Annotated in this window: 25 protein-coding genes; 11 read left to right on the top strand and 14 right to left on the bottom strand. The window is 42.7% G+C overall.

Annotated features, from left to right (window positions below; all coding sequences use genetic code 11):
* Positions 1 to 91: 91 nt before the first annotated feature.
* Complete coding sequence (locus tag VHE99_11070; GenBank protein HVV69549.1) at positions 92 to 346, bottom strand: type II toxin-antitoxin system RelB/DinJ family antitoxin; 255 nt, start codon at positions 344 to 346, stop codon at positions 92 to 94.
* Between the two features lie 75 nt (positions 347 to 421).
* On the opposite strand from VHE99_11070, the gene VHE99_11075 reads away from it, so the two are divergent.
* A complete protein-coding gene (locus tag VHE99_11075) occupies positions 422 to 955 on the top strand; it encodes a GNAT family protein (protein HVV69550.1) in 534 nt (177 codons plus the stop codon).
* Positions 956 to 1025: 70 nt separating this feature from the next.
* Here the strand turns inward: VHE99_11075 and VHE99_11080 are convergent, their stop codons facing one another.
* The 3 genes from VHE99_11080 to VHE99_11090 form a co-directional block, all read right to left on the bottom strand.
* Positions 1026 to 4172, bottom strand: coding sequence for an efflux RND transporter permease subunit (locus VHE99_11080; protein HVV69551.1), 3147 nt, complete (start codon positions 4170 to 4172; stop codon positions 1026 to 1028).
* Positions 4173 to 4279: 107 nt separating this feature from the next.
* The gene (locus VHE99_11085) at positions 4280 to 5434 is read right to left on the bottom strand and encodes an efflux RND transporter periplasmic adaptor subunit (protein ID HVV69552.1); all 1155 of its coding nucleotides are present in this window, start codon (positions 5432 to 5434) and stop codon (positions 4280 to 4282) included.
* Positions 5435 to 5465: 31 nt separating this feature from the next.
* Complete coding sequence (locus VHE99_11090) at positions 5466 to 6842, bottom strand: TolC family protein (protein ID HVV69553.1); 1377 nt, start codon at positions 6840 to 6842, stop codon at positions 5466 to 5468.
* Between the two features lie 95 nt (positions 6843 to 6937).
* Here VHE99_11090 and queC point away from each other — a divergent pair, with 95 nt between their 5' ends.
* Positions 6938 to 7612 carry a 7-cyano-7-deazaguanine synthase QueC gene (gene queC, locus VHE99_11095; GenBank protein ID HVV69554.1) on the top strand — a complete coding sequence of 225 codons (675 nt, stop codon included), beginning with the start codon at positions 6938 to 6940 and terminating at the stop codon, positions 7610 to 7612.
* 16 nt (positions 7613 to 7628) lie between these two features.
* Here the strand turns inward: queC and VHE99_11100 are convergent, their stop codons facing one another.
* The 5 genes from VHE99_11100 to VHE99_11120 all read right to left on the bottom strand — a co-directional run bounded on the left by VHE99_11100 (position 7629) and on the right by VHE99_11120 (position 11078).
* Positions 7629 to 8060 (bottom strand): DUF29 domain-containing protein, encoded by a 432-nt coding sequence (locus VHE99_11100; protein ID HVV69555.1) that lies wholly within the window; start codon positions 8058 to 8060, stop codon positions 7629 to 7631.
* A gap of 83 nt (positions 8061 to 8143) precedes the next feature.
* The gene (locus tag VHE99_11105) at positions 8144 to 8821 is read right to left on the bottom strand and encodes an ABC transporter permease (GenBank protein HVV69556.1); all 678 of its coding nucleotides are present in this window, start codon (positions 8819 to 8821) and stop codon (positions 8144 to 8146) included.
* Positions 8818 to 9513: an ABC transporter permease gene (locus tag VHE99_11110; protein HVV69557.1), complete on the bottom strand. Its 696-nt coding sequence runs from the start codon at positions 9511 to 9513 to the stop codon at positions 8818 to 8820. Before VHE99_11110 ends, VHE99_11105 begins: the two co-directional genes overlap by 4 nt.
* Complete coding sequence (locus tag VHE99_11115; GenBank protein HVV69558.1) at positions 9488 to 10255, bottom strand: lysine/arginine/ornithine ABC transporter substrate-binding protein; 768 nt, start codon at positions 10253 to 10255, stop codon at positions 9488 to 9490. Before VHE99_11115 ends, VHE99_11110 begins: the two co-directional genes overlap by 26 nt.
* Positions 10256 to 10319: 64 nt before the next feature.
* Positions 10320 to 11078 (bottom strand): amino acid ABC transporter ATP-binding protein, encoded by a 759-nt coding sequence (locus tag VHE99_11120; GenBank protein ID HVV69559.1) that lies wholly within the window; start codon positions 11076 to 11078, stop codon positions 10320 to 10322.
* Positions 11079 to 11229: 151 nt separating this feature from the next.
* Between VHE99_11120 and argR the strand changes: the two genes are divergently transcribed.
* From argR to VHE99_11140, 4 genes are all read left to right on the top strand, one after another.
* Positions 11230 to 11718 (top strand): arginine repressor, encoded by a 489-nt coding sequence (gene argR, locus VHE99_11125; protein HVV69560.1) that lies wholly within the window; start codon positions 11230 to 11232, stop codon positions 11716 to 11718.
* A 74-nt stretch (positions 11719 to 11792) separates the two neighbouring features.
* On the top strand, positions 11793 to 12008 hold the full coding sequence (locus VHE99_11130; GenBank protein HVV69561.1) for a glycine zipper 2TM domain-containing protein: 216 nt from the start codon (positions 11793 to 11795) through the stop codon (positions 12006 to 12008).
* A gap of 123 nt (positions 12009 to 12131) precedes the next feature.
* The gene (hemH, locus tag VHE99_11135) at positions 12132 to 13172 is read left to right on the top strand and encodes a ferrochelatase (protein ID HVV69562.1); all 1041 of its coding nucleotides are present in this window, start codon (positions 12132 to 12134) and stop codon (positions 13170 to 13172) included.
* Between the two features lie 11 nt (positions 13173 to 13183).
* Positions 13184 to 13537 carry a BON domain-containing protein gene (locus VHE99_11140; GenBank protein HVV69563.1) on the top strand — a complete coding sequence of 118 codons (354 nt, stop codon included), beginning with the start codon at positions 13184 to 13186 and terminating at the stop codon, positions 13535 to 13537.
* 305 nt (positions 13538 to 13842) lie between these two features.
* Here VHE99_11140 and VHE99_11145 read toward each other — a convergent pair whose 3' ends face one another.
* Together VHE99_11145 and VHE99_11150 are read right to left on the bottom strand one after the other, a co-directional pair.
* Complete coding sequence (locus VHE99_11145; GenBank protein HVV69564.1) at positions 13843 to 16560, bottom strand: hypothetical protein; 2718 nt, start codon at positions 16558 to 16560, stop codon at positions 13843 to 13845.
* 146 nt (positions 16561 to 16706) lie between these two features.
* On the bottom strand, positions 16707 to 18275 hold the full coding sequence (locus VHE99_11150) for a hypothetical protein (protein ID HVV69565.1): 1569 nt from the start codon (positions 18273 to 18275) through the stop codon (positions 16707 to 16709).
* Positions 18276 to 18415: 140 nt separating this feature from the next.
* Here VHE99_11150 and VHE99_11155 point away from each other — a divergent pair, with 140 nt between their 5' ends.
* The 5 genes from VHE99_11155 to VHE99_11175 all read left to right on the top strand — a co-directional run bounded on the left by VHE99_11155 (position 18416) and on the right by VHE99_11175 (position 23162).
* Positions 18416 to 20638, top strand: a complete 2223-nt coding sequence (locus VHE99_11155) for a primosomal protein N' (protein HVV69566.1) — start codon at positions 18416 to 18418, stop codon at positions 20636 to 20638.
* Between the two features lie 90 nt (positions 20639 to 20728).
* Positions 20729 to 21154: a rhodanese-like domain-containing protein gene (locus VHE99_11160; GenBank protein HVV69567.1), complete on the top strand. Its 426-nt coding sequence runs from the start codon at positions 20729 to 20731 to the stop codon at positions 21152 to 21154.
* Between the two features lie 11 nt (positions 21155 to 21165).
* Complete coding sequence (gene grxC, locus VHE99_11165; GenBank protein HVV69568.1) at positions 21166 to 21426, top strand: glutaredoxin 3; 261 nt, start codon at positions 21166 to 21168, stop codon at positions 21424 to 21426.
* 207 nt (positions 21427 to 21633) lie between these two features.
* The gene (gene secB / locus VHE99_11170; protein ID HVV69569.1) at positions 21634 to 22143 is read left to right on the top strand and encodes a protein-export chaperone SecB; all 510 of its coding nucleotides are present in this window, start codon (positions 21634 to 21636) and stop codon (positions 22141 to 22143) included.
* 2 nt (positions 22144 to 22145) lie between these two features.
* The gene (locus VHE99_11175) at positions 22146 to 23162 is read left to right on the top strand and encodes an NAD(P)H-dependent glycerol-3-phosphate dehydrogenase (protein HVV69570.1); all 1017 of its coding nucleotides are present in this window, start codon (positions 22146 to 22148) and stop codon (positions 23160 to 23162) included.
* 920 nt (positions 23163 to 24082) lie between these two features.
* Here the strand turns inward: VHE99_11175 and VHE99_11180 are convergent.
* The 3 genes from VHE99_11180 to VHE99_11190 all read right to left on the bottom strand — a co-directional run.
* On the bottom strand, positions 24083 to 24337 hold the full coding sequence (locus tag VHE99_11180) for a hypothetical protein (protein HVV69571.1): 255 nt from the start codon (positions 24335 to 24337) through the stop codon (positions 24083 to 24085).
* On the bottom strand, positions 24334 to 25332 hold the full coding sequence (locus VHE99_11185) for a PAAR domain-containing protein (GenBank protein HVV69572.1): 999 nt from the start codon (positions 25330 to 25332) through the stop codon (positions 24334 to 24336). Before VHE99_11185 ends, VHE99_11180 begins: the two co-directional genes overlap by 4 nt.
* Before the next feature lie 13 nt (positions 25333 to 25345).
* Positions 25346 to 26057: phage baseplate assembly protein V (locus VHE99_11190; GenBank protein ID HVV69573.1), on the bottom strand; the 712-nt coding region annotated here is incomplete at its 5' end.

A 26057-nucleotide genomic window follows, 5' to 3' on the forward strand; every position in this document is an offset into this window, starting at 1 on the left:
TGCTTGCAGATTACTTAAATTTTTGTGCCGACGTTTGGAGAGCTTAAGGTCACGCTTAAATTGATTTGTATATTCTACATTCAGCATGTGATTATTCTAAATCCTTGAATAGCTCATCAATATGTTTAACTTTATGCGTTTTTCCCTCTTCAGCATCGCGCATAGCTTTCAAAGTTTTTGGGTTAGGTATCTTTACCTCAAAAGGCAAGCCTTTTCTAAGACAAATTTGCTTGTAAAATAAGCGGACGGCTTCGGCTGAAGTTAGCCCCACTTTATGCAATATGGCTTCTGCCTTATGTTTTAATTCAGGCTCGATAGGAGTATTAATAGTTGCTATTTTATACATTAGAAATCACCTCTTATTAATGTATAACACAGGTTACACAATATACCAAGTGTTTAAATCCTATAAAAAGAACGCATGATGACGATAATCAAAAAGCCAATAGTCTCAATACAAGAACCCAAGCGTGATGATGAAGATAAGTTTCTAACAGCCATGCAAAATAGCCGAGCACTGCATTATCCTTGGGTAACAGCACCGCAAACGTCAGAAGAATTTAAAAATTATTTACAGCGCTATCGGCAAGACAATCAAAAAAGTTTTTTGGTGTGTGATCAGGCAGGAGATATTGTCGGGGTGTTTAATTTGAATGAAATTGTGCGCGGTGTGTTTCAGAGTGCGTATTTGGGATTCTATGGAGTTGCTGAATATACAGGCAAAGGTTATATGCAGGCAGGACTGGCATTGGTTCTAAAAAAAGTTTTTTTTGAAATGAATTTACATCGTGTGGAAGCCAATATTCAGCCGGAAAACTACCGTTCAATTCATTTGGTAAAAAATAGCGGATTTCAGAAAGAAGGGTATTCTAAATATTATCTTAAAATCAATGGTGAATGGCGTGACCATGAGCGTTGGGCAATCACTGTTGAAAATTTCATACCCCAATCGTAATTATCCCCTTTTACTGTCATCCTTCGCTTACGCTCAGGATGACAGTGAAGGGGAGTGGGCAGAGTTACCCCTAATCTTCTTCTCCTGCAAGGAGAGAAGGAGATTGCCGATCAGGGATCCTTTTTCTTCCACGTCGCGACAGATTATCCAACACCAAATAAAACACCGGTGTCACATACAGCGTCAACATTTGCGAAAATAACAACCCGCCGACTACGGCAACACCCATTGGTCTTCGTGCTTCTCCACCAGTACCAAGCCCAATTGCCAACGGCAGCGTCGCTAAAATCGCTGTCATGGTGGTCATCATAATCGGACGAAATCGCGTCAGGCAGGCTTGCACAATGGCATCATAAGCACTCAAATTTTGTGTGCGGCGTGCTTCGATAGCGAAATCCACCATCATAATACCGTTCTTTTTAACCAGACCCACCAGCATGATAATGCCGATAAAGCTAAAAATATCTAGCTCCAGATGAAATAACATCAACATCAACAGCGCGCCAAAACTGGCAAACGGCAATGCCGTAAGAATCGTGATTGGGTGAATGAAATGCTCATACAATATCGCCAATACCACATAAATCACAAAAATAGTCATCAACAGTAATAAAGGTAATGTGCGCAGTGAATCTTTAAATGCCAGCGCGGAACCGGCGAAAGTTCCAGTCACACCGGCTGGCAACACGGTTTTAGCCAGTGCCTCAATTTCCTGGGTAACAGCTCCAAGTGATGCACCAGTTGCCAGGTTGAAAGACAGCATCACGGCAGGTAACTGGCCATAATGATTAACACTGATCGGTCCAGTGCCTTGTTCTAGTTCGACTAGAGCCGATAAGGGTACTAAACTGCCATTACCGGAACGCGCATAGATAGTGTTGAGCGAATTGACATGGCGTTGGTGCTCGGTATCGATATCTGCAATCACTTGATATTCATCAGTAGGCGTATAAATGGTGCTGATTTGGCGGGTGCCATAAGCATCGTATAATGCCGTTTGAATGGCATCTGCAGTGACACCAAGGGCAGCTGCACGGTCATAAAGAATTTTTACTCGGACTTCAGGATTGCTGAGATCTAAATCACTGTTCACATCGCGGATGCCAGGTAATTGCGCCATTTGTTGCTGTAATTGCACGGATGCGGTTTGCAATTGTTGTAAGTCATGGCCTTGCAGCACATATTGATAATTACTGCTGCTGACGGCAGGACCTGCCTGTATAGCGGGCGGATTTTGGAAAAATGTCTGTATGCCGGGAATTTTCTGCAGGCTGCGGCGCAGTTGTGAAATAATTTCGTCCGCGGTGAGGTCGCGTTCAGATGGTGGTTTAAGGCGGACATGCAGTTGCCCACCATTGGTGTTGCCGCCATTGCGACCCTGGCCTATAACCGAAATAATCTGTTCAACGCCGGGGGTGGCCCTCACCGCTTCCGCTACGGTTTGTTGCCGCTTAACCAGATCAGAATAGGGTAGGCCTACAGGAACTTTAGTCATGCCCATAATAAAACCAGTATCTTCAGAAGGAATAAAACCTTTGGAGACAATGCCGAATAGTCCTATGGTCAAAACCAGCACCACCCCAGTCATAATCAACATGCCTTTGCTGTGATTGAGTGCAGAGCGCAGACTTTGTTCATAAAAATTTTTACTTTGAATAAACAGACGTTCAAACCAGGGAAATAAAGAATGCGTGTTGTAGCTAGATTCATCGCGTTTTAAAGCGGTATTTCCTGCGTTAGGTTGTCGTAGTAAGCGCGAGCACAGCATCGGGGTTAAAGTCAGCGCCACAATACCTGAAATCAAAATAGAAATACCCACCACAACGGCAAACTCATGAAATAATCGCCCTAGCAAGCCACCCATAAACAGAATCGGTATAAAAACCGCAACTAAAGAAATCGTCATAGAAATTACGGTAAAAAAGATTTCCTGACTGCCTTTGAGTGCTGCTTCCATGCGGTTAAAACCTTGTTCCAGATAACGCACAATATTTTCCAGCACCACGATCGCATCGTCGACAATAAAGCCTACGGCTAATATCAGTCCCATCAAGGACAGATTATCAATACTGTAGCCGAGTACATACATCAACCCGAAAGTAGCAATCAGGGAAACCGGTAGGGATAACATGGCGATAATCGTCGGTGCGATACGCCCGAGGAATAAGAGAATAATGCCGGCGACCAACACAATAGCCAGTATCAGGGTAAATTTCATTTCATTTAATGCTGCGCGGATAAATTCAGAGCGGTCGTAGACGATATGCAGTTTAGCGCCGCCCGGCAGTTTTTGCGTGAGCTCCGGTAGTAATTGATGTATTGCATCGGCTACCGCTACGGTATTAGATCCAGGTTGGCGCTGTATCGCTAAAATAATGGCTCGATGTTTATCATACCAGGCGGCTGCCTGATTGTTGGCTACACTGTCTTCGGCGTAACCGACATCTTTGAGGCGCACGGCTGCACCGCCGACAAAGCCAATGATGGCCTGGTTGAAGCTAATCGCATCGGTATAGGGGCTTGAGGTTTTTACGGCATAAGTGCGCTCGGGTGTGCGCAATGTGCCAGCGGGTTGATTGGTGTTGGCGGCCTTAATAGCTTCGATGATGTCTGTGCTACTCAGATTACGCGCGGCCATAGCACTAGGGTTCAAATGAATGCGCACTGCATATTGCTGGCTGCCAAAAACCTGGACTTGTGCTACGCCATTGACCATCGACAGGCGCTGGGCGATATAGGTTTGCGCATATTCATCCAATGTCGTGAGAGGAATATTGTCGCCGGTTAATGCTAAAAAAATAATCGGTGAAGAGGCAGGATTGACTTTGCGCATCGTTGGGGGATTGGTCATATCAGCAGGTAAAGATTTGCTAGTTTGGGCGATGGCGGTCTGGACATCTTGCGCAGCGGCGTCAATATTGCGATCTAGCGCAAATTGCAGGGTGATGGAGGTTTGTCCTTGGCTATTAGTGGAAGTCATGGAGTCTAACCCAGCAATGGCGCTGAATTGTTTTTCCAATGGCGTTGCTACGGCATTGGCCATGGTTTCGGGATCAGCGCCAGGTAGGCTGGCTGAGACACTGATAGTGGCGAAGTCTATTTCTGGTAATTCGCTGATGGGTAATGCTTGATAAGCAAACCAGCCGAACACAATGACCGCGATGGTCAAGACAAGTGTCATGACGGGGCGTTGTATGAAGAGTTTAGAAATGTTCATGAGGTTTTTGTGGTGATGTTATTGAATAAATGTAAATTTCACCCTTCTGCATTATATTCCTCTCATACCAGGTGTTTGGGTATGCACACAAGGAAAGGATTTATAGTTCAAGTTTTTTCAGTGCTTTTCGAGGCCAAACCATCCGCCACCTGCACCAGAGTTCCATCACTTAATCCTGGTGGGATTTCAGTAATCACTGCTTCATTCCCGCCCAGCCCCTTAGCAATCACCGCTTGATGTTTAATTTGTCGTGAAACCGTCACCGGTTGTACCACCGCTTTACCCTGTTTCAATAAATACACAAAATTGCCATTTTGGCCGAGTTGCACAGCATTTTCAGGAATGACCAGCGCTTTTGGTTCTGTGGTCAAAAACAACCGTACTGTCACTAACTGTCCTGGCCACAAAGCAAAATCAGTATTGGGTGCTTTGGCTTTTATCTGTACTGTGCCGGTTTGTGGATTGACGTTATTGTTGATAAAAGATAATTCTCCACGTCCTAAAACGTCAGAGCCACTTTCTTTAATAATTTTTACTTTTAAAGTACCCGCTTTTTGATAATGTAGTAAATCCGGTAATTGGTTTTGGCTGATGCTAAAGTCGATTAATACCGGATCTAAGCGATTGATGACCAAAAGTGGAGAGGCATTGTTTGCACTGATTAAATCGCCCTGATGTACAGTAATAGCACCAGCTTTGCCTGAGATGGGTGCACGAATTTGCGTATAGCCTAATTGGATATTTGCCTGGTTAAGCTGAGCTTGGTCAGCTGCCACGGCAGCTTTTTGTGCTGAGGCAGCAGCTTGCGCCTCATCTGATTGTTGTCGGGTGACGTATTCCAGTTTTGCCAGTGCCGCATAACGTTCGGCATTGGCATTTAATAAAGCCAGTTGTGCCTGGTCACGTTCTAAGTTAGCTTTAGCTTGGGCGACAGCGGTTAAATAAACAGCTGGATCAATTTCAAATAGCAATTCACCGGCTTGTACATTTTGACCTTGAGCGACATGAATGCTTTTTAATATACCACTGGCTTGAGGAATGATGGAGACGGTTTCTTCGGCTTCTACGGTTCCTACTTCGTCTAAAGTGACGGGTACCGGTTTTATAATCGGGCGGGTGACTTGAACGACAAAAGTTTTGTTAAAGCCGCCTTTTTTAGGCGCATTATGCACAGTGGGTTTGGTACTTAGCCAAATGTAAATACATAACAGCACAATGACACTGAGCACTATAGCTGGACGGATTGGAAATGATTTTTTCATAGGTTTCTGATAGTTGAGTTCAATTCGCGAGTCAGGATGATAACTGCCCCATAGCCTGCGCTAGTTGTGCTAATGCAATATACCAGTTTAATCTCGCCTGTATACTCTGCACGCGTGCAGTGGCTAAAGAAGATTGAGTAGAGAGCACCGATAAAATATTCCCTACCCCAGCCTGATACTGGCCTCGGGCTTGTTTACTAGCCTGCAGGCTGCTTTTTAAGAAAACTTCACTACTACTGACATTAGCACCGGCAGTTTGTAAAGCATAATAGGCTTGCCAAACCTGCAATTTAACTTGTTGGTATAAGGTGTCACGATCGGCCTCTGATGCCAATACCTGGGCTTTAGCTTGTCTGACTTGATAGGTTTGCGAATATCCGGTGAACAGTGGCACTGTGAGGTTTAAACTGATGGACGTGTTAGTTGTGCCAACATTGTCGATGGTCACAGGACCTGCTGAAGCATTCAAAGAGACTACAGGTAAAGCGGCAGCTTTGGTGGCGGTCAGCTGTGATTCGCTTTGGCGCACTTGGGCGGCAGCTGCTAGGAGGTCAGGACGATTATGCGTTGCTTTAGCCATTAAAGTCTGCATATTGTCGCTGACTTTATGAATAGGCAAAACTTCGGTTAATGGCGTCAATTGCAATGGCGTATTGGCAGGCACGCCCATTGCGGTTGCAAGCTGCCCCAAGGCGATCTGATAATTTCCTGTGGCTTGTTCCAAACTTAAGGTCGCTTGAGCGAGTGAAGATTGTGCTTGATAGACATCACCCACGGTAGCCAGACCTTGTGAGCGCAAGGCTTGTGATGCTTTGACGCTGGTATTGGCTTCTGCCACACTTTGCTGGTTAGCTACAATCAGCGCTTGCTGCCCCAATACTTGATAGTAGGCTTGTTCTATTTGAAAAATCAGCTGTTGAATGGCGCTGTTCTGATTTAAATTAGCAGCAATCAAAGCATAATGTTGAGCGCGCACAGTATTGGCGCGAGTGCCAAAATCCAATAAAAGATAGCTCAAGCTAAAATTAGGTCCAGTGGTATTCCCTGAGCCTTGGTTGTTAGAAAAGAGATTGGATGAGTATTGGGCGCTTAAACCGGCGGTGATTTGGGGCAAATAAGCACTTTTAGCATTGCCAAGGCTTGCTGCTGCAAATTTTGCCTGTGCCCAGGCCAGACGTGTTGTGGGATTATTGCGTAGGGCAAAATCGGTAATTTCGCTCAGGGTCAGGGGTTTATGTGGTAATAAGCTCACGGCTTTTTGAATAGCGATATCATTGAGCGTCAGGTCAGTTGTTCCCCGCCAATAAGTTTGAGGATTGCTGGTAGTCAAAGCATCAGTATTAAATGGATCATTGATACTCGCATTGGCGCAGGCGGCATAACAGAGGGTTATACTGAGTATTATCAAGCGTAATATGCAACGGCAGCGGTCTGTATTCACAATTTTTTACTAATGATTTTTAATGGGATATATTATCGCGCTTTGGGTATGAAGAGTCAAAAATGAAAAAAACCGTCATCTTATTATCAGGTGGTCTAGATTCCACCACATGCCTTGCCATTGCAAAATCGCAAGGCTTTGAATGTTATGCCTTAACCTTCAATTATGCACAAAAACACAACATAGAATTGACTGCAGCAAAAAATATTGCAGCGAGCTATGGGGTCAAAGATCATAAAATAATTGATTTACCCATTGGTCAATTTGGTGGTTCGGCATTGACGGATGTTGCCATTAGCGTGCCTGATTATAATCCGGCAGGTGGCATTCCAGTGACCTATGTGCCGGCGCGCAATACTATTTTTTTAGCCATTGCTTTGGGTTGGGCAGAAGTTTTAGGGGCTGAAGATATTTTTATTGGTGCTAGCTTTGTTGATTATTCAGGATACCCTGATTGCCGTCCTGAATATTTTGCCGCATTTCAAAAGCTCGCCACTTTGGCGACAAAAACCGGTGTAGAAGGCACAACCTTCAAAATACATACGCCTATTCTCAATCTTTCCAAAGCTGAAACCATACAGCTTGGTGTGACATTGGGCGTCGATTATGCAACCACCATCACCTGTTATCAAGCAGATACAAATGGCTTGGCATGTGGCAGATGTGACAGCTGTGAGCTGCGTAAGAAAGGGTTTGCAGAGGCGGGGGTGGTTGATCCTACGAAGTATAATAATTAAGTGATTAAAGTGCTCTTTAAGTTGGAAAAAAATCTTTGTTTAAGCATTCCTCTAAACTAAAGGGACAAGTATCTGCAAAGGCATTTTCATCAAGACCGGTTTCGCTGGCTGTGAATAAAATGGCTTCTTCATATGAGTCTGCTAATGCATTTATTTCATATTTTAAACTCGGACTTTCATTGAACAACCGTAGTAAAGCAATCCGCTGTGCTTTAATGGTAAATTTCCAGCTTTTGCCTCTTCGTGCTGGTTGATGTTGCCATTTAAGTAAATGTGCAATCAGTACTGCTAATCGGCTGGCTAGCTCACGCTTTTCGCTTTTTCCCATACTTTCAAGCTCCTCGGCAATATGTGCTACATCAATTTCTTGAAATTTTTTTTGACGTATCAGTTCAGCATTATGTATAGTCCAAGCATAGAAGTCTTTATCGTATTCACTGGGATGCATGGTTTTTCCTCAAAAAACAAAAGAGTGGAAGAAGATTATAGCATTATCTGTAACTATTCGCCCCCCTTTGATGTTAGCAGACCTTAATTCGGCTGCAAATACACATTAGCCCTACGCTCAAGCATCTTAAACAACCCAACAATAATCACATTCAGGCACAAATACAAAATGCCAGCAATACACAAAAATTCCATGGTGGCATAAGTTTTAGCGATGATTTGATTAGTCACGCCCATTAAATCTAATAAAGTAATCGTACTTGCCAGCGAAGTACCCTTTAGCATCATAATAACTTCATTGGAATAAGCCGGTAACGCCATACGCATAGCGCGTGGAAAAATAATCCGCCGCAGCATTAACCCCCTTGACATACCTAGTGCAGCCGCAGCGGCTACTTCGTTTTCTGGTACTGAGGCAATGGCACCCTTAAGTAATACCGTGGTATAAGCCGAAGTATTCAAAGCAAAAGCGATGACCGCACAGGCAAACGGTTCACGCAGCAAGATCCAAAGTGGTGAGGCTTTAAGCCAGTCGAATTGTCCGCTGCCGTAGTAAATTAGAAATATTTGTACTAAAAGCGGTGTGCCACGCATAAAAAACACAAAGGCATTCACCGGCGCCCGCAGTAAAGGATATTTGGAGATAGCCGCCAAGGTCATGAGCAGTGCTAACACCAGTCCTAAAGCCAAAGCGCAAGCCATCAAGCCGATTGTCACCATTAAACCATGTAAAAAATCTGGAGCATAATCAAGTAAATTCATTGCTGTAGGTGCCTTGTCGCATTAGCTGACAACTTTCCCATGATCCATTGTGAAATCGAGGTCATGATTAAATACAAAAATGCCGCAGTCATAAAAAATACAAATGGCTCATGGGTAGTGGAAGCAGCCACTTGGGATTTATTCATCAGATCGGCAAGACCAATTAAAGACACAAGGGCAGTATCTTTGAGCAGCACTAGCCAGAGATTGCTTAAACCAGGCAACGCGTGCCGCCAAGCTTGCGGTAGTTGAATACGAATAAAAATTAGGGATCGATTCAATCCTAAGGCGCGTGCCGCTTCAATTTGGCCTATAGGTATGGCAAGAAACGCGCCGCGGAACACTTGTGAAGCATATGAGCCAAAAATAAGTGCGAGCCCAACAACTCCAGCAAGAAAAGCTGAGACATTCACATAATGCCCAGCCAATTGCGTGAGCAGAATAGTGCCGCCAAAATAGATAAAAAACAGCACCAAAAGTTCAGGCACACCGCGAATAATGGAAATGAGGCTGGTTGCGATATAACGCAACCAACGCCATTTGGAGGATTCTAGGGAAGCGCCAAGTAACCCCAGGATTAAACCTAAGACCAGTGAGCAGCAGGCGACCTGGATAGTCACCCAGGCGCCCGATAAGATTTGTGGAAAATAACCCGAAAATATCACATCAGTGCTCAGGGAAATAGGTAGCATTCAATTTTTGATAAGTACCATTTTCTTTGATTTTTTTAAGGGCTGCGTTAAATGCATCGACTAATTCTTGATTACCTTTTTGCACGGCAATGGCGTAGCCAACGCCGAACATTTTCGGATTATTAATAGCTGAGCCAACTAAGGCGTATTTTTTGTCAGTATCGTGTTTTTGTAACCAGTCAGTAATGGAAGGGGTATCACCCAGCACGGCATCAATGCGCCCAGAATTTAAATCTAACAGGGCATCTTGGAGGCTGGTGTAGGTTTTGATTTTGACGATATCTTTATAATCAATGGCTAGATATTGTTCATAAGTTGTGCCACCTTGAACGCCGATGGTTTTTTCTTTCAGGCTATCAGGTGAAAGTGTTAAGTGACTTGCAACGGGTGCAACAAAGCTGGCAGTAGCAGCCAAATAAGGATCAGTGAAATCAACCTGTTGTTTTCTGGCGTCAGTAATGCCGAGGGCGCCAATTAAGGCGTTGAATTTGCCTAATTTTAAACTGGGAATAAGGCTGTCAAAAGGCTGGTTACTAAAGGTGCATTGCACTTTCATTTCTTCGCACAACGCTTTGGCGAGATCGATATCATAGCCTTGCATATTGCCTTTAGCGTCAATGTACTCAAAGGGAGGATAGGTGGCTTCAGTGGCGAAGCTGATTGTTTGGGGTATGGCAGCTATCGCAGAGAAATTGCTGAACAAGAATAAACCTATGAGTAAAGGCCGAAGCAGTTTTTTCATTCTATGGAGTCTCCGAATATTGGGGTGTGGATGGATAATATATAGTTGTCATACTCAAGTCATTTCAATGCTGCACCGCCTCCAAAAACCTAGCAAAGCGACTGGTTTTAGGATTCTTGAACATTTCTTTTGCTACCCCATGTTCAACGATAATTCCTTGATCGAGGAAAATAGCCTGACCTGCAACATTGCGGGCAAATCCTAACTCATGAGTCGCAACTAGCATGGTCATGCCTTCGGCTGCCAGAGATTGCATGACATTCAGCACCTCACCTACCATCTCAGGATCTAAGGCTGAAGTCGGCTCATCAAACAGCATGATTTCTGGTTTCATCATTAAAGCACGGGCGATAGCAGCGCGTTGCTGCTGTCCACCGGACAGTTGTACCGGATATTGATTTTTTTTGTCTATTAATCCTACTTTTTCTAGTAAAACTTCAGCTTGCTCCAGGGCTAAATATTTTTGCTGCTTTAACACATGCACTGGCGCTTCAATGAGGTTTTCCATCACAGTTTTATGCGCCCAAAGATTAAATTGCTGGAATACCATGCCAATTTTGATACGCAATTTTGTCACTTCTTTGTGTGATAAGGGATGCGGTTTATCAGGTTCAAATGCTAATATCTGTTTATCGATCTGTATAACACCCGCATCAGGCGTTGTTAACAAATTAATGCAGCGTAGCAAAGTGCTTTTGCCAGAACCGCTACTGCCCATCAGGGCGACGACATCCCCGGTATTCGCTGTGAAGGACACACCCTTTAAGATTTGCTGCTCTTTAAAGGATTTATGTAATCCTTGAACGATTATTTTAGGGTGCATATCACAGGAATCCGCGTAAAGTATGGATCATAAAATCACATAGGAATTATGCCTATGTCAAGCCAGTTTTTGATTTTTTAGACAAATATGCTTCATAATTCATAGCAATTCCTGCTGACCCCCTTGTGTCACAAATGAGGTATGTAACTTTATGAATGACCCTAAGCATCGTGTACCTGATTTTAACCAATCCCAAAAGCTCCTAAACGCCCTCAAAACCTTGTTATTATCTGGAACTGTCAGCACCCAGGCGGAAATTAAACAAGCGTTGCAACAGCAGGGTTTTTATATTAATCAGTCGAAAATTTCACGGCTGCTGCGCAGGTTAGGCGCCATCAAGGTAACCAATCAACAGGGTGAAAGCAGTTATTCCTTGCCGCGCGAGCCGCTTTTACCCTCTGCGCAAAGCTCATTAGCCCAGTTGATTATTGATATTGCTGCCAATGAGACACTGATTATCATCCGCACCAATCCAGGCTCCGCTTCTTTAATCGCGGCGTTATTAGACCGCCAGGCAGCAGAACTGGGTATTTTAGGCACAGTGGCAGGCGATGACACATTATTTATTGTGCCGCGCTCAATCCACACCATCCAACAGACGCTAACTGCGATTAAGAAACGACTTTATGATGAAGATTGACACTTCCTTGCTTGCATAGTGCCAACCATTTGTATAAATTAAAGTCACTATTCTAAAAACACTGAGGAAGGTATATGAGATTGATAGGTTTTGCTTTTATTATTTTTGCTTGCGTTATCAGTGCTGGGTGTGGTCATACCATAACTAAACAAGATGTAGGCACAGTCGGTGGTGGGGTGGCAGGTGGTTATGTGGGTAATGCTTTCACTGGCGGCAGTACGCTCGGCACTATTGGTGGCACTTTAGGTGGTGCTTATATTGGTAATCAGGTGGCTAAGAACATTAACTAGTCGACAGTTTTCCCTTTTTCAAAATGGCATAGCATTGTTGAATAATTTGAAGAAATTGAGCTCAAGCTTAGGTGATCCATATCATATATTCAACAAAGCCTGGCAATGGACAAGGTGTGTAATATGACCTATAGCACAAACTCTACCGGTATTTTATTAACTAATTTAGGGACTCCCGCAGCACCAACGCCCAAAGCTGTCAGGCATTACTTGCGTGAATTCTTAAGCGATACCCGCATTGTTGAATTGCCACGTTGGCAATGGTGGCCTTTGTTGTATGGTTTGATATTACCGCTGAGGTCGCGTTATTCTGCTGCGCTTTATAAGAAAATTTGGACGGAGCACGGATCACCGTTGTTATATTTCGCCAGGCGACAGGTGCAAGGTTTGAGTGCTAATTTAAAGGAACGTGGCGTTGATTTTCCTAACATCGCTTTGGGTATGCGTTATGGTACACCCTCGATTGCAAGTGCCTTGGAGCAGCTGCGTGAAAAGGGTGCTGAAAAAATAATTGCACTCCCCTTGTATCCGCAATATTCTGCAGCAACTACCGGTTCAACTTTTGATTGTATCTCTCGCATTTTGAGAACCTGGCGTTTTATCCCAGCGTTGCATTTAATCAATCATTATGCGGATAATCCGCATTATATACGTGCTTTGGTGTGTCGCATTCAGGACAGCTGGCAACAAAAAGCTAAAGGTGAGAAGCTGCTATTTTCTTTTCATGGTATACCCGCACGCAGCGTTGAGCAGGGTGATCCGTATTTTGAGCAGTGCCATAAAACCGCGCGTTTGGTTGCAGCGCAGTTGGATATTGCTGATGATAGCTGGCAGGTGGTGTTCCAGTCACGTTTTGGCCGCCAGAAATGGCTTACACCTTACTGCGATGTCATATTAAAAAATCTGGCGCGGGAAAGAGTCAGAACCGTGGATGTGATTTGCCCCGGTTTTTCTGCAGATTGTTTGGAAACTTTAGAAGAAATATCCTTAAGAAATAAAGAAATATTTTTAGCAGCAGGTGGTTTGGAATTAAATTATATTCCGGCTTTGAATGACCAACCGCTGCATATACAAGCATTGGCAGAAATTGTGATGCCTCATATTAGCCCTAGCCTTTTTCCTTCTCCCCTTGTGGGAGAAGGAAAAAGGCCGCGAATTATTTAGAGAAAAACTCCATGAAAATCATCTTAAAATTATTAGCAGTGCTATTCCTATCTTTAACCATGACCGGATGTGTTGCCGTATTATTAGGTGGAGGTGCTGCAGCAGGCGGCTATGCGGTTGCCAAAGATAAAGGTCCTGTAGGCCAATATACCGATGACTCCGTCATCACCAGCAAGGTTAAAGCGAGATTGTTAGCAGAAAAAGACATGAAATCTTACAAAATCAGTGTGACCACCAATGATGGTGTGGTGACCTTGACAGGCAGTGTGCCTACCGAAGACATGCGCATGAGAGCAATCACGATTGCCAGAGATACTGCCGAAGTTAGGGCGGTTAATGTGACTAATTTTAAAGTTAAGCCATAAGCAGTAGATATTCTTTACCCCCTTTGAAAAAGGGGGTCGAAGGCCGCAAGGGGGATTTAAAGAGCTGTCATTAAGGCACCCAAAACTCTTTTAAATCCCCCCTCAGGCCTGCGGCCTTCCCTTAATCGTCTGCAGCATCTTCACCAAATGGAAGTTTTTAAGCAAATAGGTAGCGGGCCGGCTACAAAATATGAATTAAATTTCGCCATTAGAAAAGAAGATATCAAATACTATGGCATAAAATTTTCTCAATAATGCTATATCTTACACGGTGTGATTGAAAATGCTGGTCAATAGCGATAGCGTTAAGAGGTAGATGTTAGGCCGAGAGTAGTTGCTACTTTTGTCGGTTCATCCTTTTCAGTTGCGGCGCTTGATGTGTTTTCTAATGAAATAGAGGGTGGTGATGTAACCGTAAGTTTTTGTATAGGTACAGAGGTTGAAGTAGATGTTGAAGAGGCGCTGCTAAAAAAATTTTCAATATATTTTTGAGGAGATTTTTCCTCAGGAGGAGATAGGCTTTTAGGCGGTTTGCTTTCCGCTAATTGATTCTTTTTTAGTTGTTGTCGTATCTTTTCACATGGTTCACTTACGCCTGAACAAGGTAATGCTGGCAAGTCCATAGCTACTAGGGTTGTATTATCTTTTATTTTCTCTGCTAAGATCTTCCATGATTCTGCGCAACTGGGATACTCATTGAGCCTAGAAGAGGGGTAAATGTTAAATACCTGTAACTTAAGATTTGGGATGGCATCAAATAAAATTTTCAAAGCAGGCGGACATAAAAGGTTATTCTGCATATGTAATTTTTTTAATGTACGATGTTGAGTTAATGCATTTATAAATTCTTCCAGGGTGCGTTTTTCGCTGGCACTGGCATGATGATATAAATTCGTTTGGATCTTTGTAGAGGAGATATCTAATTCTTCTAGGTCATGCATGTTGGGTAGTAAAAACGTTAACCAATCAAGGTTGCCCAGATAAGGGGTATTGCGTAGTTTCAAAGCGGTTACTGGAATTTGTTTCAGTAGTTTACTTAATGAATCCCTCTTCCAATCCCGTGAATCATTATCCGATAGATCGATCTTAAATGATTTACCACTTCGCTGCAAATGAGGTATCAATCGATCAAATGAGATGTGATGAGATTGATAGTCCTTAAGGGTAAGTGTATCTACGTTATGAAAAAGTGCTTTTACAACCTGGGGTCTATTTTCGCCATTTAATTCATAAGCCAATTTTTTTAGGCCGTCTGGTGTTAGTTGGCCATTGTTGCTAGTGGGTGGTTCTTTCTCAGGTTGTTCCAGTGGGGGCTCTTTTTTCTTTTCTTTTTCTTCTTCTCTTTGGGAGGATGTGAGTGTGCGGGGTGTTTCGCTGCTGCTGCTATCACTAACAGGAGAACTTATTTCAGTATGTTTTGCTTGGCTTTCCTTTTTCTCTTTTTCTGTTTGACTACTGCTGGTAGAGCTACTGTTATTAAAATTACTGCGGCTGGAATCGCTACTAGAAAGAAGACTTGTTTTAGATGGCTTTGGAAGTTGAGTTGGCTGTCTTGTAAAAGAAACAATTGCTTGGGCGGTCTCATTGGTTGGATGCAAATTATTTGCAAATCTAAATATGCTTTTAAAAGCCTCTATTAGTTGTATCAAATGGGTATTAGTTGTTGTTGAAGATAGTGTTGAACTTGAACTTCCCATTCGCTTCTCTTGGGCTAAGTAATAATAGCTTTCTAACATGTAATCTAATAAGGTAAAAGCGCTATCATTATCATTTAAAGCGATGGCGTTTTTGAAAGCCGCAACCATAATCCTAGTATTTGGCCTGTCTTTTGTACTTAAATTACCTTTTGTTAATGATTGGTTCAGTGCGTTTACGTCAAGTTCAATAATTTGGGCAAGACAATCAATGGCAGTAGATATAATATTTTTTAAATTAAAAAGAGCTAGGAGAGTATTGTAGAATACTAAAGCTTGTCCTGATTTTACTACTATTTCCGAAATGCTAAATCTTTTAAGGCGCTCCAATAAAGTTGGATGTTGATTTGTAGGCACGGGAATTGAGATTTCTTTCGATTTACATTCTTTTAAAAATGCTTGCTCCCAATGCAGAACAATGTCATCAATTGGAGCTGACATGGTGCGATTAATTCCTACCATTGCTGCCTGTTCCTGTTCATCTGCATAATGACATAAAATAGGCGATCTGGTTTGTAAGTCTTTTAATATATTAATATTGCACATGTTGCAGTTAATAAGTAACTGATCTAAGAGTTTATTAAATTCTGGCAATGAGACCGCTGTTGCTTTAGAAATTCTTTCTATTTCATTAGAAGCTACTAGACATGTTGCTTTATAAATTTCTGGTTTTGTATAGGATATGAAATGTTCTTGATTAGTAAATTCTAAACTATCTTTCTTATCTGGGTCTGCTAGATGAGCTGTAGTGAACAAGGAATTATATTGACTAAGAATATTATCAATATATTGGCATATTGCAGTTTCTGTTGACATGGGGTCAAATTTTTTAATTTGCAGCAAATAAGCGATATGAATGCGAAGTAGGGTGGAAAGAAGAGGATCAATAAAAGAAAAATCCCGGACAAAGGCAAGCTGTGAAAATATTTCTTCATGAAACAATGCTAATAAGGTTGGAATTTCTCTAAGTGTTTCAATTGGACCTTGCTTAGCGGGAGCTGGTTTTGTTTTTCGTTTTGCATCATCTTTGATTTTACGGGGAGTTTCGGCTGATGTAGAAGTCGCAGGAGCAGTGGATATTGGATGTTTTTGATCTGATGGCTTGTTATTTTGTTGAGCGCTCCAAGCTTGATCTAAATCTTCAAGAGAATTGAACTGTAATCCATCCGCCTGTTTAATAAATTCTTTCAAAAGTTCAATAGCAGAAGTAATTGTAGGCTGTTTTCGAAGGAGATATTCTAGATTGAGAAATTTTGTTGGATTGTCATCTTCTGGTATTTGTTTGGGCTTTTTTCTATTGGATAGTTCTTTACCTTCTGTCTCTGACATATTAACCTCTTTGTGTTTAGCATTCTTTTGCTGGGTTTTTTGTGTCCTCGCGCGTAGTGATTACCGCCGGAGGGCAATTTCACCTCGTCCTGAAAGATATGGTGTTTAGGGTATGGAGTTTTTGGGGGGAAGTCAAATGGCCTGGGTTAGGAAATTGGAATAAATTTTCCGAGTTTTTTAAGCTGAGTAATTTCCGTTTCTAATGATTCTATTTGATCTAGAGTTTGATGGAGTATTTTTGGATAGTTAGTTAAATAATCAGTGTAAATAAGGAAAAGCGCATCAACTGATAAATTTTCCAGGTAGCCATCTTTAAATTTATACGCCTCTATGCTGGAAATTTTTTGGATCATTTCTTTAAGCGTGTTTTCAATATCTTGCTGTCGTTTGAGTGGTGGCTCATTATGGGTTTTTGATTTGGCATCTTTAGGCTTTGGAGTATTAAAGTGCTCTGAGTTTAGTTTAAAATAGCATTCTACACATTCATCATATTGTTTCATCAAATCTTTATATTTAGACGTTGAATGTTTTTTTATATATTGTGCAGCCAAGTAGCAATCTACCCTGCTATCACTGCAGGGTAATTTCGCCATTTGTTGCATATGTTTTTCGAAAACTGTGTCATCCATGACCAGCGTAGTTATCATTTCTGAATAGACATCATATAAAAAGCGAGTTGTTGGCGTTTGTTGTGGTTTAAAGAAAGTAATAAATTTCTGTAAAAAAGAGGGTGGTGATTTTGCATCTTTTGCATCTTTTAGTGTGGTTTCAAGAGCTCGGCAACGGTTTTCGCAAAAAGTGATAAAAATATGTTTTACTAACTCGATTTTATCAGTGTAAACGCTGGGTAAAGCTGCTTTAGTATCAGGTGTTATATCAAACCTTGTGGTGATAATGGGGTCGATTTGAATGTCTGAACGTGTTTTCTTCGAATCTTCTGTAAATACAGTATAAGAAAATTTTTCTGTTACTGTGGTGAAGGTTATTCCAGTGGAGCTTGATTCAATGTTTGACAGACACATATCCTGCACTACCGGCATATTGTTTTGATCTTTGTCAAACATGGCGGCATAGGCTTGGAGTATCCTACCATTGGAAGATATTATTTGCTGATTGTGCCAGATAAAAAATAGTTTTACCAATTGAGTAGAATTGATGTCTTGGTTTGTTTCAAGAGGGGTGAGTTTCTTTTTTAATTCTGCAAATAGATACTTGTCTTGTTCCATACATTCTTCTATAAATTGTGTTTGGCTGGGTGCCTTGCGAGCTATTTCTGCGATTTGTTTAACTAAGTCTTTTTCTGCAAGTTGTGCTTTTTTTAGCTCATCAACGCGGTCAGATTTTTGTTTCAAATTTTGTATGCGTAATCGAGTTCCTGCAAGTTTCGATTCTAGTCTTATTTTTTCGGTTGATGGATGATCGCTTAGGGCTTCATCAAACCGATGAAATTGTTTGATACCTTCATCAGAGATAGGACTACCATTGAATAACAGTAATAAATGTGTGTTGCGCATTCGTTTCAAATCGGTAAAAACCTGATTTTTTTGGGTGAAGGGGTTTTCTGAAGGTTGCAGCTGTAGAGCATAACCTGTTAAACACAAGGGGATGACTCTATTGCACAAGGCCTTTTTTTCAGGAAAACTGATGGCAATTTTATCGAGATCTTCGTAGGATGGGTCAGTTTTTGGCGTATCAGATTCTGCTTTTTTTTCCATGTGGACGTTCCTTTTTTACTTGCTCACTCAGTGACTCATAAATATTGGCTAAATCTTTCGCCTAATGTGCACACATCTTAAACCACGGCAAGCCGACGAAACAAGAAAACTAAACAAAAGTCTTTCTGGTATGATAAGCCATGCCAAACTCACCCCACATTTTACATATTGCTATCAATAAACCGGTCCGTCACTGTTTCGATTATTTGCTGCCGGATGACATTGACGCAGCAAATCTTCAACCCGGTATGCGCGTACAAGTGCCCTTTGGCAAGCAGCAAGCTTTGGGTATCTTATTGAAAGTAGACCGGAAACCTTGCTTACCGCTAGAAAAGCTCAAACCCGCGACCTGGATTTTAGATACCGAGGCGTTATTGCCGCCCACATTATTGGCACTGTGCGAATGGGCAGCGCGTTATTATCACCATCCCATTGGTGAAGTGGTGTTAGGAACATTGCCGGTTCGCTTACGTAGTGAACGCAGTCAAGTGAGAAAAACTAACCTGATCTATCGTATTAGCAGTGATAGCCCAGCGCTCGATGCCACTTCATTTAAGCGCAGTCACCGCCAAATGGCATTATGGATATTATTACGTGATAATCCGCAAGGTTTAAGCTTAAATCAGATTAAAGAGGCTGGGTTTCAGTCAGCTATACTCAAAAGCCTATTGCAAAAAAACTGGGTGGAAACGACAGAATCTATCGCACCTCCAGCAACGATTACACCCGAAAACCAGCAACAGATTGCCGAGCTACCTTTAGCATTAGGAACTTATCAAAAAGAAGCTTTGTCAGCCATCACTGCCAGCATTGGATTTCAAGCCTTCTTGCTAGAAGGCATCACCGGCAGTGGCAAAACTGAAGTGTATCTGCAAGCCATCGCTCATTACCTTGCCCAAGGTAAACAGGCGCTGGTATTAGTGCCAGAAATAGGCTTAACACCACAAACCATTGCCCGTTTTGAGCGACGTTTTACTTCAAAAGTGGTGGCTCTGCACTCTGGATTAACTGACAACGAACGCCTGGATGCTTGGTTAAAAGCCAAATCTGGCGCAGCTCGCATCATCATTGGCACGCGTTCAGCGATTTTCATCGCTATGCAAAACCCCGGCATTATTATTATTGATGAAGAACACGATGCCTCGTTTAAGCAACAATCAGGCTTTCGTTATTCTGCCCGCGATTTGGCATTGGTACGTGGGCGTTTAGAAGCGGTTCCGGTGGTGCTGGGTACAGCAACGCCATCTTTGGAAAGCTTGCATAATGCTAGAATTGGACGTTTTGTTCGGTTAAATTTGCCGGAACGCGCGGGTAATGCTTTGGTGCCGATTTTCAATGTGATTGATATACGTAATCAATATTTGGAAGAAGGGTTGTCCGCGCAATTATTGCAAGCGATTAGTCAGCATATTGCACAAGGCAACCAGGTCTTGCTGTTTTTAAATCGACGCGGGTTTGCGCCGGTATTGTTATGTCACAGCTGTGGTTGGATTGCCGAATGTCGACGCTGTGATGCACGGTTGACGTTGCATCAACGGCCAGCGCGCTTAATTTGCCATCACTGTACGCAAGTTTATCCCATGCCGCGTCACTGCGCTCAATGCAGTAACTCGCAATTGTTTGGTATTGGTTTGGGTACTGAACGATTGGAGGAAGCGTTAAAACGCCATTTTCCTACGACACCGGTGTTGCGTATTGATCGGGATACGGTGCGGGGTAAGGATGCGATGAAAAAAACTTTGGCGATTATCCATCAGGGCGCTGCGAGTATTTTGTTAGGTACGCAGATGTTGGCCAAAGGGCATCATTTTCCCAATGTGACTTTGGTTGGGATTATTGATGTGGATGGCGGGCTTTATAGTACGGATTTTCGTGCCAGTGAACGTATGGGTCAGGTGATTATCCAAGTAGCAGGCCGCGCCGGACGGGAAAATAAGCCTGGCCAGGTGTTACTGCAAACGCATCATCCTAAACATCCATTGTTGCAAGCCTTATTGATGGAAGGTTTTCCAGCATTTGCCAATCTATTGTTACAAGATCGCAGCAGCGCCGCGTGGCCGCCGTTTTCTTATTTGGCATTGCTGCGCGCTGAAGCGAAACACCCGCAGGCTCCATTGCGCTTTTTGCAAGAAGTGCGTGCTATTGCAACACGCTTCAATGATGCGCGCATTAAAATATTAGGTCCTATTCCCGCGCCTATGGAACGTAAGGCCGGTCATTTCCGTGCGTTATTGTTGCTGCAAGCACAGGGGCGCCCGGCATTGCAGCAATGGCTTGAAACATGTATGCGAGAATTAGAAACCTTAAAAATGAGACGCAAGGTGCGTTGGTCGCTGGATGTAGATCCGGTGGAGATGTTTTGAGTTTAAAAAAATCCTTCATAGGCAAGGCTAGACAAGCCTCTTATAACCAAGCACAATAGCTGTTTCGCTAACTTCACTGTATTTGATTCCATGACTCAACAACTCACTCATTTTATTATTAACCATTGGCTGTTGTCCGGTGCGTTTATCCTAGTCCTGATTTTATTATTAATAGAAGAACTGCGTGGTAAACAAGGCGGTAATCGCTTATCGCCGCAAGATGCAGTTACATTAATCAATAACCATCGTGCTGGAGTCGTCGATATCCGCGATCGTGAATCGTTTGATGCAGGGCATATTGTCAATGCGATACATATCCCCCAGGCGGATTTGATGACTAGCCTTGATAAACTGAAAAAATATCGCGATCGAGCGGTGCTGCTGACTTGTAACTCTGGCCACAATTCGCAGGTGATGGCTGCAAAATTACGTAAACAAGGTTTTTCTAGCGTCTATTCCATGGCGGGCGGTTTGCAGGCATGGAAAGCCGCCAACTTGCCCTTAACCAAAAGCTGAAGGAGTATTGTATGACAGCTGAAGTAATTATTTACAGTAAGGCAAATTGTCCCTATTGCGATCGGGCTAAACAACTGCTCAGCGCTAAAAATGTAACTTGGCACGAAATTCGCATTGACCTGAACCCTGAATTCCAGCAGGAAATGATTACCTTGAGCGGTGGGCGCCGCACAGTGCCACAGATATTTATTAATGGTCAGCCAATTGGCGGGTTTGATGATATGGCGGCGTTGGAAAAGGCGGGTAAGCTTAATGCATTGCTGGCGATGTAATTGACAAAATTTTAAATAGCACTTTAGTGAGCTTTTGGGTCAGCAGGTTAGGAGGGCACAAGCGAAACCGTTGTTTCATGGGTGAAACAACGGAGCGTACATGATGTATTCACAGCGTTTTCGCGGTAACCCTTCCTAACCTGGTGATTCAAAAGCGTTTGATGGCATCTGCCATAAAACTCTCTCCACTTTCAATAGGACTTCATTATGCAGCAAAATAATACGACTCCAGAGCAACCTAATGGCCATGCTACATCAGAAGCTACTGCCACAGAATTTAATATTCAAAGAATTTACACCAAAGATATTTCCTACGAATCTCCCAATACTCCGCAGCTATTCCGCGAGCCCTGGCAACCCAATGTCGATGTAGAACTAAACGTCAACACCGCAAACCTGGGTGAAGACCATTATGAAGTGAAACTCTCCATCACCACCACCGTCAAAAGCCAAGATAAAATGGCTTTTCTCGCAGAAGTGCATCAGGCCGGCATCTTTAAAATCCAAGGATTTTCTGGCGCGCAATTACATCGCATGTTAGGCAGTTATTGTCCTAATATTTTATTTCCGTATATCCGTGAAGCTATTTCAGATTTAGTAGTGCGCGGTGGCTTCCCGCCTTTGTATTTAACGCCCATTAATTTTGATGTGCTCTACGATCAGCAGTTGCAAAAACAACAAGAAAATAAAGCGGCTGAAACGACGGGTGACCAGTAATCATGCAGTCTGAACAGCAAGCAACGCCGATTGCCGTCTTAGGAGCCGGCTCCTGGGGGACGGCGCTTGCCGTATTGCTGGCTGAAAATGGCTATGAGGTACGTCTTTGGAGTTATGACCCTGAACAAGTAGCGCAAATGCGCAAGATACGCTGCAATGCTTATTACCTTCCTGAAATTACATTCCCGGATAATCTGGAAGTTTTCGATGATTTACCTGCCACTTTAAACCAGATTCAAGACATTCTGATTGTGGTGCCAAGCCATGCATTTCAAGGCCTGTTACAACGGCTAAAACCTGAACTATCTGTTGGATCACGCTTGGTATGGGGTACAAAAGGCTTGGATCCACAAAGTGGCCAGTTATTGCATACGATTGCCCAGGAAACGCTGGGGATAGAACTACCCACGGCAGTGCTCTCAGGACCCAGCTTTGCTCGTGAAGTGGCATTAAAAAAACCGACTGCTGTGACTATTGCTACAACGGATTCAGCATGGGCTGAGGCACTCACGGCAAGGTTGAATAATAGCTATTTTCGCGTTTACACCACCTCGGATATCGTGGGAGTGGAAGTGTGCGGGGCAGTGAAAAATATTTTGGCAATTGCGGCAGGGGTGGTTGATGGTTTGCAGTTGGGGATTAATGCTTTAAGTGCGCTGGTTACGCGAGGATTAGCAGAAATGCAGCGTTTAGGCATTGCCCTTGGCGGCAAACCACAGACATTTCTCGGGCTGGCGGGTGTTGGCGATTTAATGCTAACCTGTGCTGACAACCAATCGCGTAACCGGCGTTTTGGCGCAGCAATTGCTAGAGGTAAAACCGAAGACCAAGCCATAGCAGAAATCGGCCAGGTAGTAGAGGGGGCGTCTAATCTCAAAGCGGTTTATCGGCTAGCACAGCAATTGCAGGTAGAAATGCCCATTACGGAACAAATCTATGAAGTGCTTTATCAGGGTTTGCCAGTACAAGCAGCTATTGAAAATTTATTTTCTCGTCAGCCGAGGAGTGAATTGGATTAGGTATCTATACAAAATTTTCAATCTAGGCGCTGTATACCCTCAATTTCTTCCAATCCTAAAGATCAATCAAGAATTCCCAGGGTCGCAGAAAGTGTAAAATGACTAGCTATATAATGCGCAAAAAATAACAAATTCTGGAAAAGTTTCTGTATCTACTTGGGTGGTGTATCAGTTTTTACAAAAATCGCCCATCAGTTATGCCAAAAAAATAGCTCAAGAATGCAGTATTTCACTACCGACAACGAATAAATTATTAAAATGTTTATTAGATTTAAATATTATCAAAGAAACCACTGGAAAATCTCGAAATAAACTGTATGTTTATCAGGATTATTTAGATATATTAAATTAAAGAATTAATAATGAAGTCTCTAAAAAAATGTTGTCGAAAAATCCCCCCATCATATACAGTAACTACAATAAAGCAATAAAAGACAATTTATTCCCCGTTCTTACTGGTAAATTCTATAGAATATACTATATTTAATATTGAGAAGAGTGTTGTTGTGGATATTCATCCCCGAACCGATAATATGAAGATCAGGAACTTGTCTCGGGCTGTTGTGTGCAGGTCTGCCATAGAGCAGAGAGCCTAATGCAGAACGGTCATTTTCCAAACGTACAAGGGTGTTGGGCTCGTGGTACGGTATCTTCAGTGACACTCCTAGATTTTTGAGACACCCAAAAAACCTGCTTTAGACAGGTTTTTTTTCGTAGAGGCCGGGCGGGGTATTTGAGGTATTTATTTAGTTTAAATTAGGTTGAAACTATGGCTGCGCGTTTTCAAAATTTGATTGTAACAGCCATTCTTATATAATCTCAGGTAACCTTTTTAAAACTTCACGTCCAAAAATTACTTCATCAAGGTACCCCATATGTAGCATGTCTATGATGCGGATTTTTCATTAGTCATCATAACTTTACCCGATATAGAATTTATCAATTAATTTTTCTAAAATTTTTCCTTCAGGTGTCGGATTGTAATTTTTGTCAAAACCAACTATTTGCAAATATTCTCCACATTGATCTCGAATTTCATCGGCTTTAAGGTCGTCAATTTTTAATCTATAGCCACTTTCTATGTTTTCCAATAACCTCCTAAGATCATTTTCTAAAAAATTATTTTTTAATAGAAAATCATATTCTTCTTTTGTAAGATCGATTTCTTTCATCATGTTTTTCCTCCAAGCTTCATTGCTTTACTTGTTGATGTTGGGTTTACTGAAATGATATCCCTGGATTCTGGATTAATCACAACCTCTGCTTCTTTGCCAATATATCTTTGGCTAGGTCGTCCTAAGGAATCTGTCTTTGGTTCTTTAACTTTAAGCGGGTTTTTCAAAGCATCTTTAATGGCTGTATTTGAAACATTTCGTTCACTCATTCTTTGTTTTGCATGAGTTGTTAATTTTGAACCAGCTATACATTCGTCGCAACTCTCAGTTGCTTTCCCTCCAGCGGTAACTTTGCCCGCCGTCTCAACAGTTTTGGCACTATTAAGCAATTTTAACCCACTAACAATCGCCGCCCCAAGCTCCTCAAGTCCTTCAGCCGATGCGGAAATCTCAGAGCCAACCGGTCCAAGCGGGTCAAGTGCATCATGCAATTCATCACTTATATTTTCATCCGCAAAATTTTCCAGACTAGATTTTTCTTCAACATACAGCGCTTCCGATTCAGCTTTGATGGCAGCACTGATATTTTCTATATCTGCATCCAAAGCAGCCATAACCGCTTGCGCATTGCTGGAGATAGTAGAGAGTGCGCTCTGTCTAGTCGATTTCGATGAATCGTTTGGAGGATCGCAGCCTAAATAAACCATGCAGCCATCGCCAAAACTGACATTCACGCCATCGCCGATGGAAATTATAGCCCCACCGTCACCAATAAACACATTGCTTGAGCCTAAGCTGATGCTGCCGCCGTTGCTGATTTTATCACCCATGCGGGCGGCGGGTTTGCCATTAAAAAATACCGTGGAAGAGCCTTCAGCAATAATAGGCGGAGCGCCGGAGGCTAAGCGACAGCTGACAGGGTCGCCCATGCGTGCTGCGGGTAATCCGTTAATGAGGATGTTGGGGGAACCTTGCATAATTTGTAACGTAGCGCCATCGTTAGGACCTGAGTCAGCGCAAGCATGCAGGTCGGTGATGCGGGCAGCGGATTGCATAAGGGACTGACTCCTATCCTTTGTTGACCATTAGACTTTTGGTATTGATGATGACGCCGCTTGGTGAAATGACGAGACTGGTGCTGCCAACTTGCAGTACGATGGATTCGGAAGCACTAATTAATGCGGAACTGCCAGCGATGGTCTGTGAGATATTTTTGATGTTTTGAGTGTAATTGTTGCCTACGGAAAAAGTGGCATTGTTGACGGTGCTTTGATTATAGTCATTGCCCACAGTGACGGCAGCGTTATTAGTTGTCGTATGCGTGTAGTTATTGCCGATAAATTGCATGGCATTATGGGTTGTGCTTTGGCTGTAATCATTGCCTACGCTGACGGTGGAGTTATTGGTTGTTGCATGATTGTAATCATTACCTACTGTGACCGTAGAATTATTTTGCGTTGAATGGTTATGATTGTTTTTGACCGTGATTGACAAATTATTTTTAACTAATTTATTAAAATCCTTCTGCGCCTGAATATAAATCTCTTCCTTGCCGTGCCGATCTTCAAAATACAATTCGTTGTGCTCATCCGCCCCAGCGCCTTTAGTCGAAGACGTGCGAATGCCGCTTCTAGATTGTGTGCCTGGCAGTGAATAAGGCGGTTGGTTGTTGCCATTATAAACTGCGCCAATAATCAAAGGTCGGTCAGGGTCGCCTTCTAAAAAGTGCACGATGACTTCTTGGCCGATGCGCGGTAAAAATAGGGCGCCCCAGTTTTTG

This window comes from Gammaproteobacteria bacterium, assembly GCA_035546635.1.
In the GTDB taxonomy this organism is placed as follows: Bacteria; Pseudomonadota; Gammaproteobacteria; order JAURND01; family JAURND01; genus DASZWJ01.

Coding starts and splice junctions, on each gene's coding strand:
- VHE99_11070 (HVV69549.1), bottom strand. CDS start 346: ATGTATAAAATAGCAACTATTAATACTCCTATCGAGCCTGAATTAAAA.
- VHE99_11075 (HVV69550.1), top strand. CDS start 422: ATGATGACGATAATCAAAAAGCCAATAGTCTCAATACAAGAACCCAAG.
- VHE99_11080 (HVV69551.1), bottom strand. CDS start 4,172: ATGAACATTTCTAAACTCTTCATACAACGCCCCGTCATGACACTTGTC.
- VHE99_11085 (HVV69552.1), bottom strand. CDS start 5,434: ATGAAAAAATCATTTCCAATCCGTCCAGCTATAGTGCTCAGTGTCATT.
- queC (HVV69554.1), top strand. CDS start 6,938: ATGAAAAAAACCGTCATCTTATTATCAGGTGGTCTAGATTCCACCACA.
- VHE99_11100 (HVV69555.1), bottom strand. CDS start 8,060: ATGCATCCCAGTGAATACGATAAAGACTTCTATGCTTGGACTATACAT.
- VHE99_11105 (HVV69556.1), bottom strand. CDS start 8,821: ATGAATTTACTTGATTATGCTCCAGATTTTTTACATGGTTTAATGGTG.
- VHE99_11110 (HVV69557.1), bottom strand. CDS start 9,513: ATGCTACCTATTTCCCTGAGCACTGATGTGATATTTTCGGGTTATTTT.
- VHE99_11115 (HVV69558.1), bottom strand. CDS start 10,255: ATGAAAAAACTGCTTCGGCCTTTACTCATAGGTTTATTCTTGTTCAGC.
- VHE99_11120 (HVV69559.1), bottom strand. CDS start 11,078: ATGCACCCTAAAATAATCGTTCAAGGATTACATAAATCCTTTAAAGAG.
- argR (HVV69560.1), top strand. CDS start 11,230: ATGAATGACCCTAAGCATCGTGTACCTGATTTTAACCAATCCCAAAAG.
- VHE99_11130 (HVV69561.1), top strand. CDS start 11,793: ATGAGATTGATAGGTTTTGCTTTTATTATTTTTGCTTGCGTTATCAGT.
- hemH (HVV69562.1), top strand. CDS start 12,132: ATGACCTATAGCACAAACTCTACCGGTATTTTATTAACTAATTTAGGG.
- VHE99_11140 (HVV69563.1), top strand. CDS start 13,184: ATGAAAATCATCTTAAAATTATTAGCAGTGCTATTCCTATCTTTAACC.
- VHE99_11145 (HVV69564.1), bottom strand. CDS start 16,560: ATGTCAGAGACAGAAGGTAAAGAACTATCCAATAGAAAAAAGCCCAAA.
- VHE99_11150 (HVV69565.1), bottom strand. CDS start 18,275: ATGGAAAAAAAAGCAGAATCTGATACGCCAAAAACTGACCCATCCTAC.
- VHE99_11155 (HVV69566.1), top strand. CDS start 18,416: ATGCCAAACTCACCCCACATTTTACATATTGCTATCAATAAACCGGTC.
- VHE99_11160 (HVV69567.1), top strand. CDS start 20,729: ATGACTCAACAACTCACTCATTTTATTATTAACCATTGGCTGTTGTCC.
- grxC (HVV69568.1), top strand. CDS start 21,166: ATGACAGCTGAAGTAATTATTTACAGTAAGGCAAATTGTCCCTATTGC.
- secB (HVV69569.1), top strand. CDS start 21,634: ATGCAGCAAAATAATACGACTCCAGAGCAACCTAATGGCCATGCTACA.
- VHE99_11175 (HVV69570.1), top strand. CDS start 22,146: ATGCAGTCTGAACAGCAAGCAACGCCGATTGCCGTCTTAGGAGCCGGC.
- VHE99_11180 (HVV69571.1), bottom strand. CDS start 24,337: ATGATGAAAGAAATCGATCTTACAAAAGAAGAATATGATTTTCTATTA.
- VHE99_11185 (HVV69572.1), bottom strand. CDS start 25,332: ATGCAATCCGCTGCCCGCATCACCGACCTGCATGCTTGCGCTGACTCA.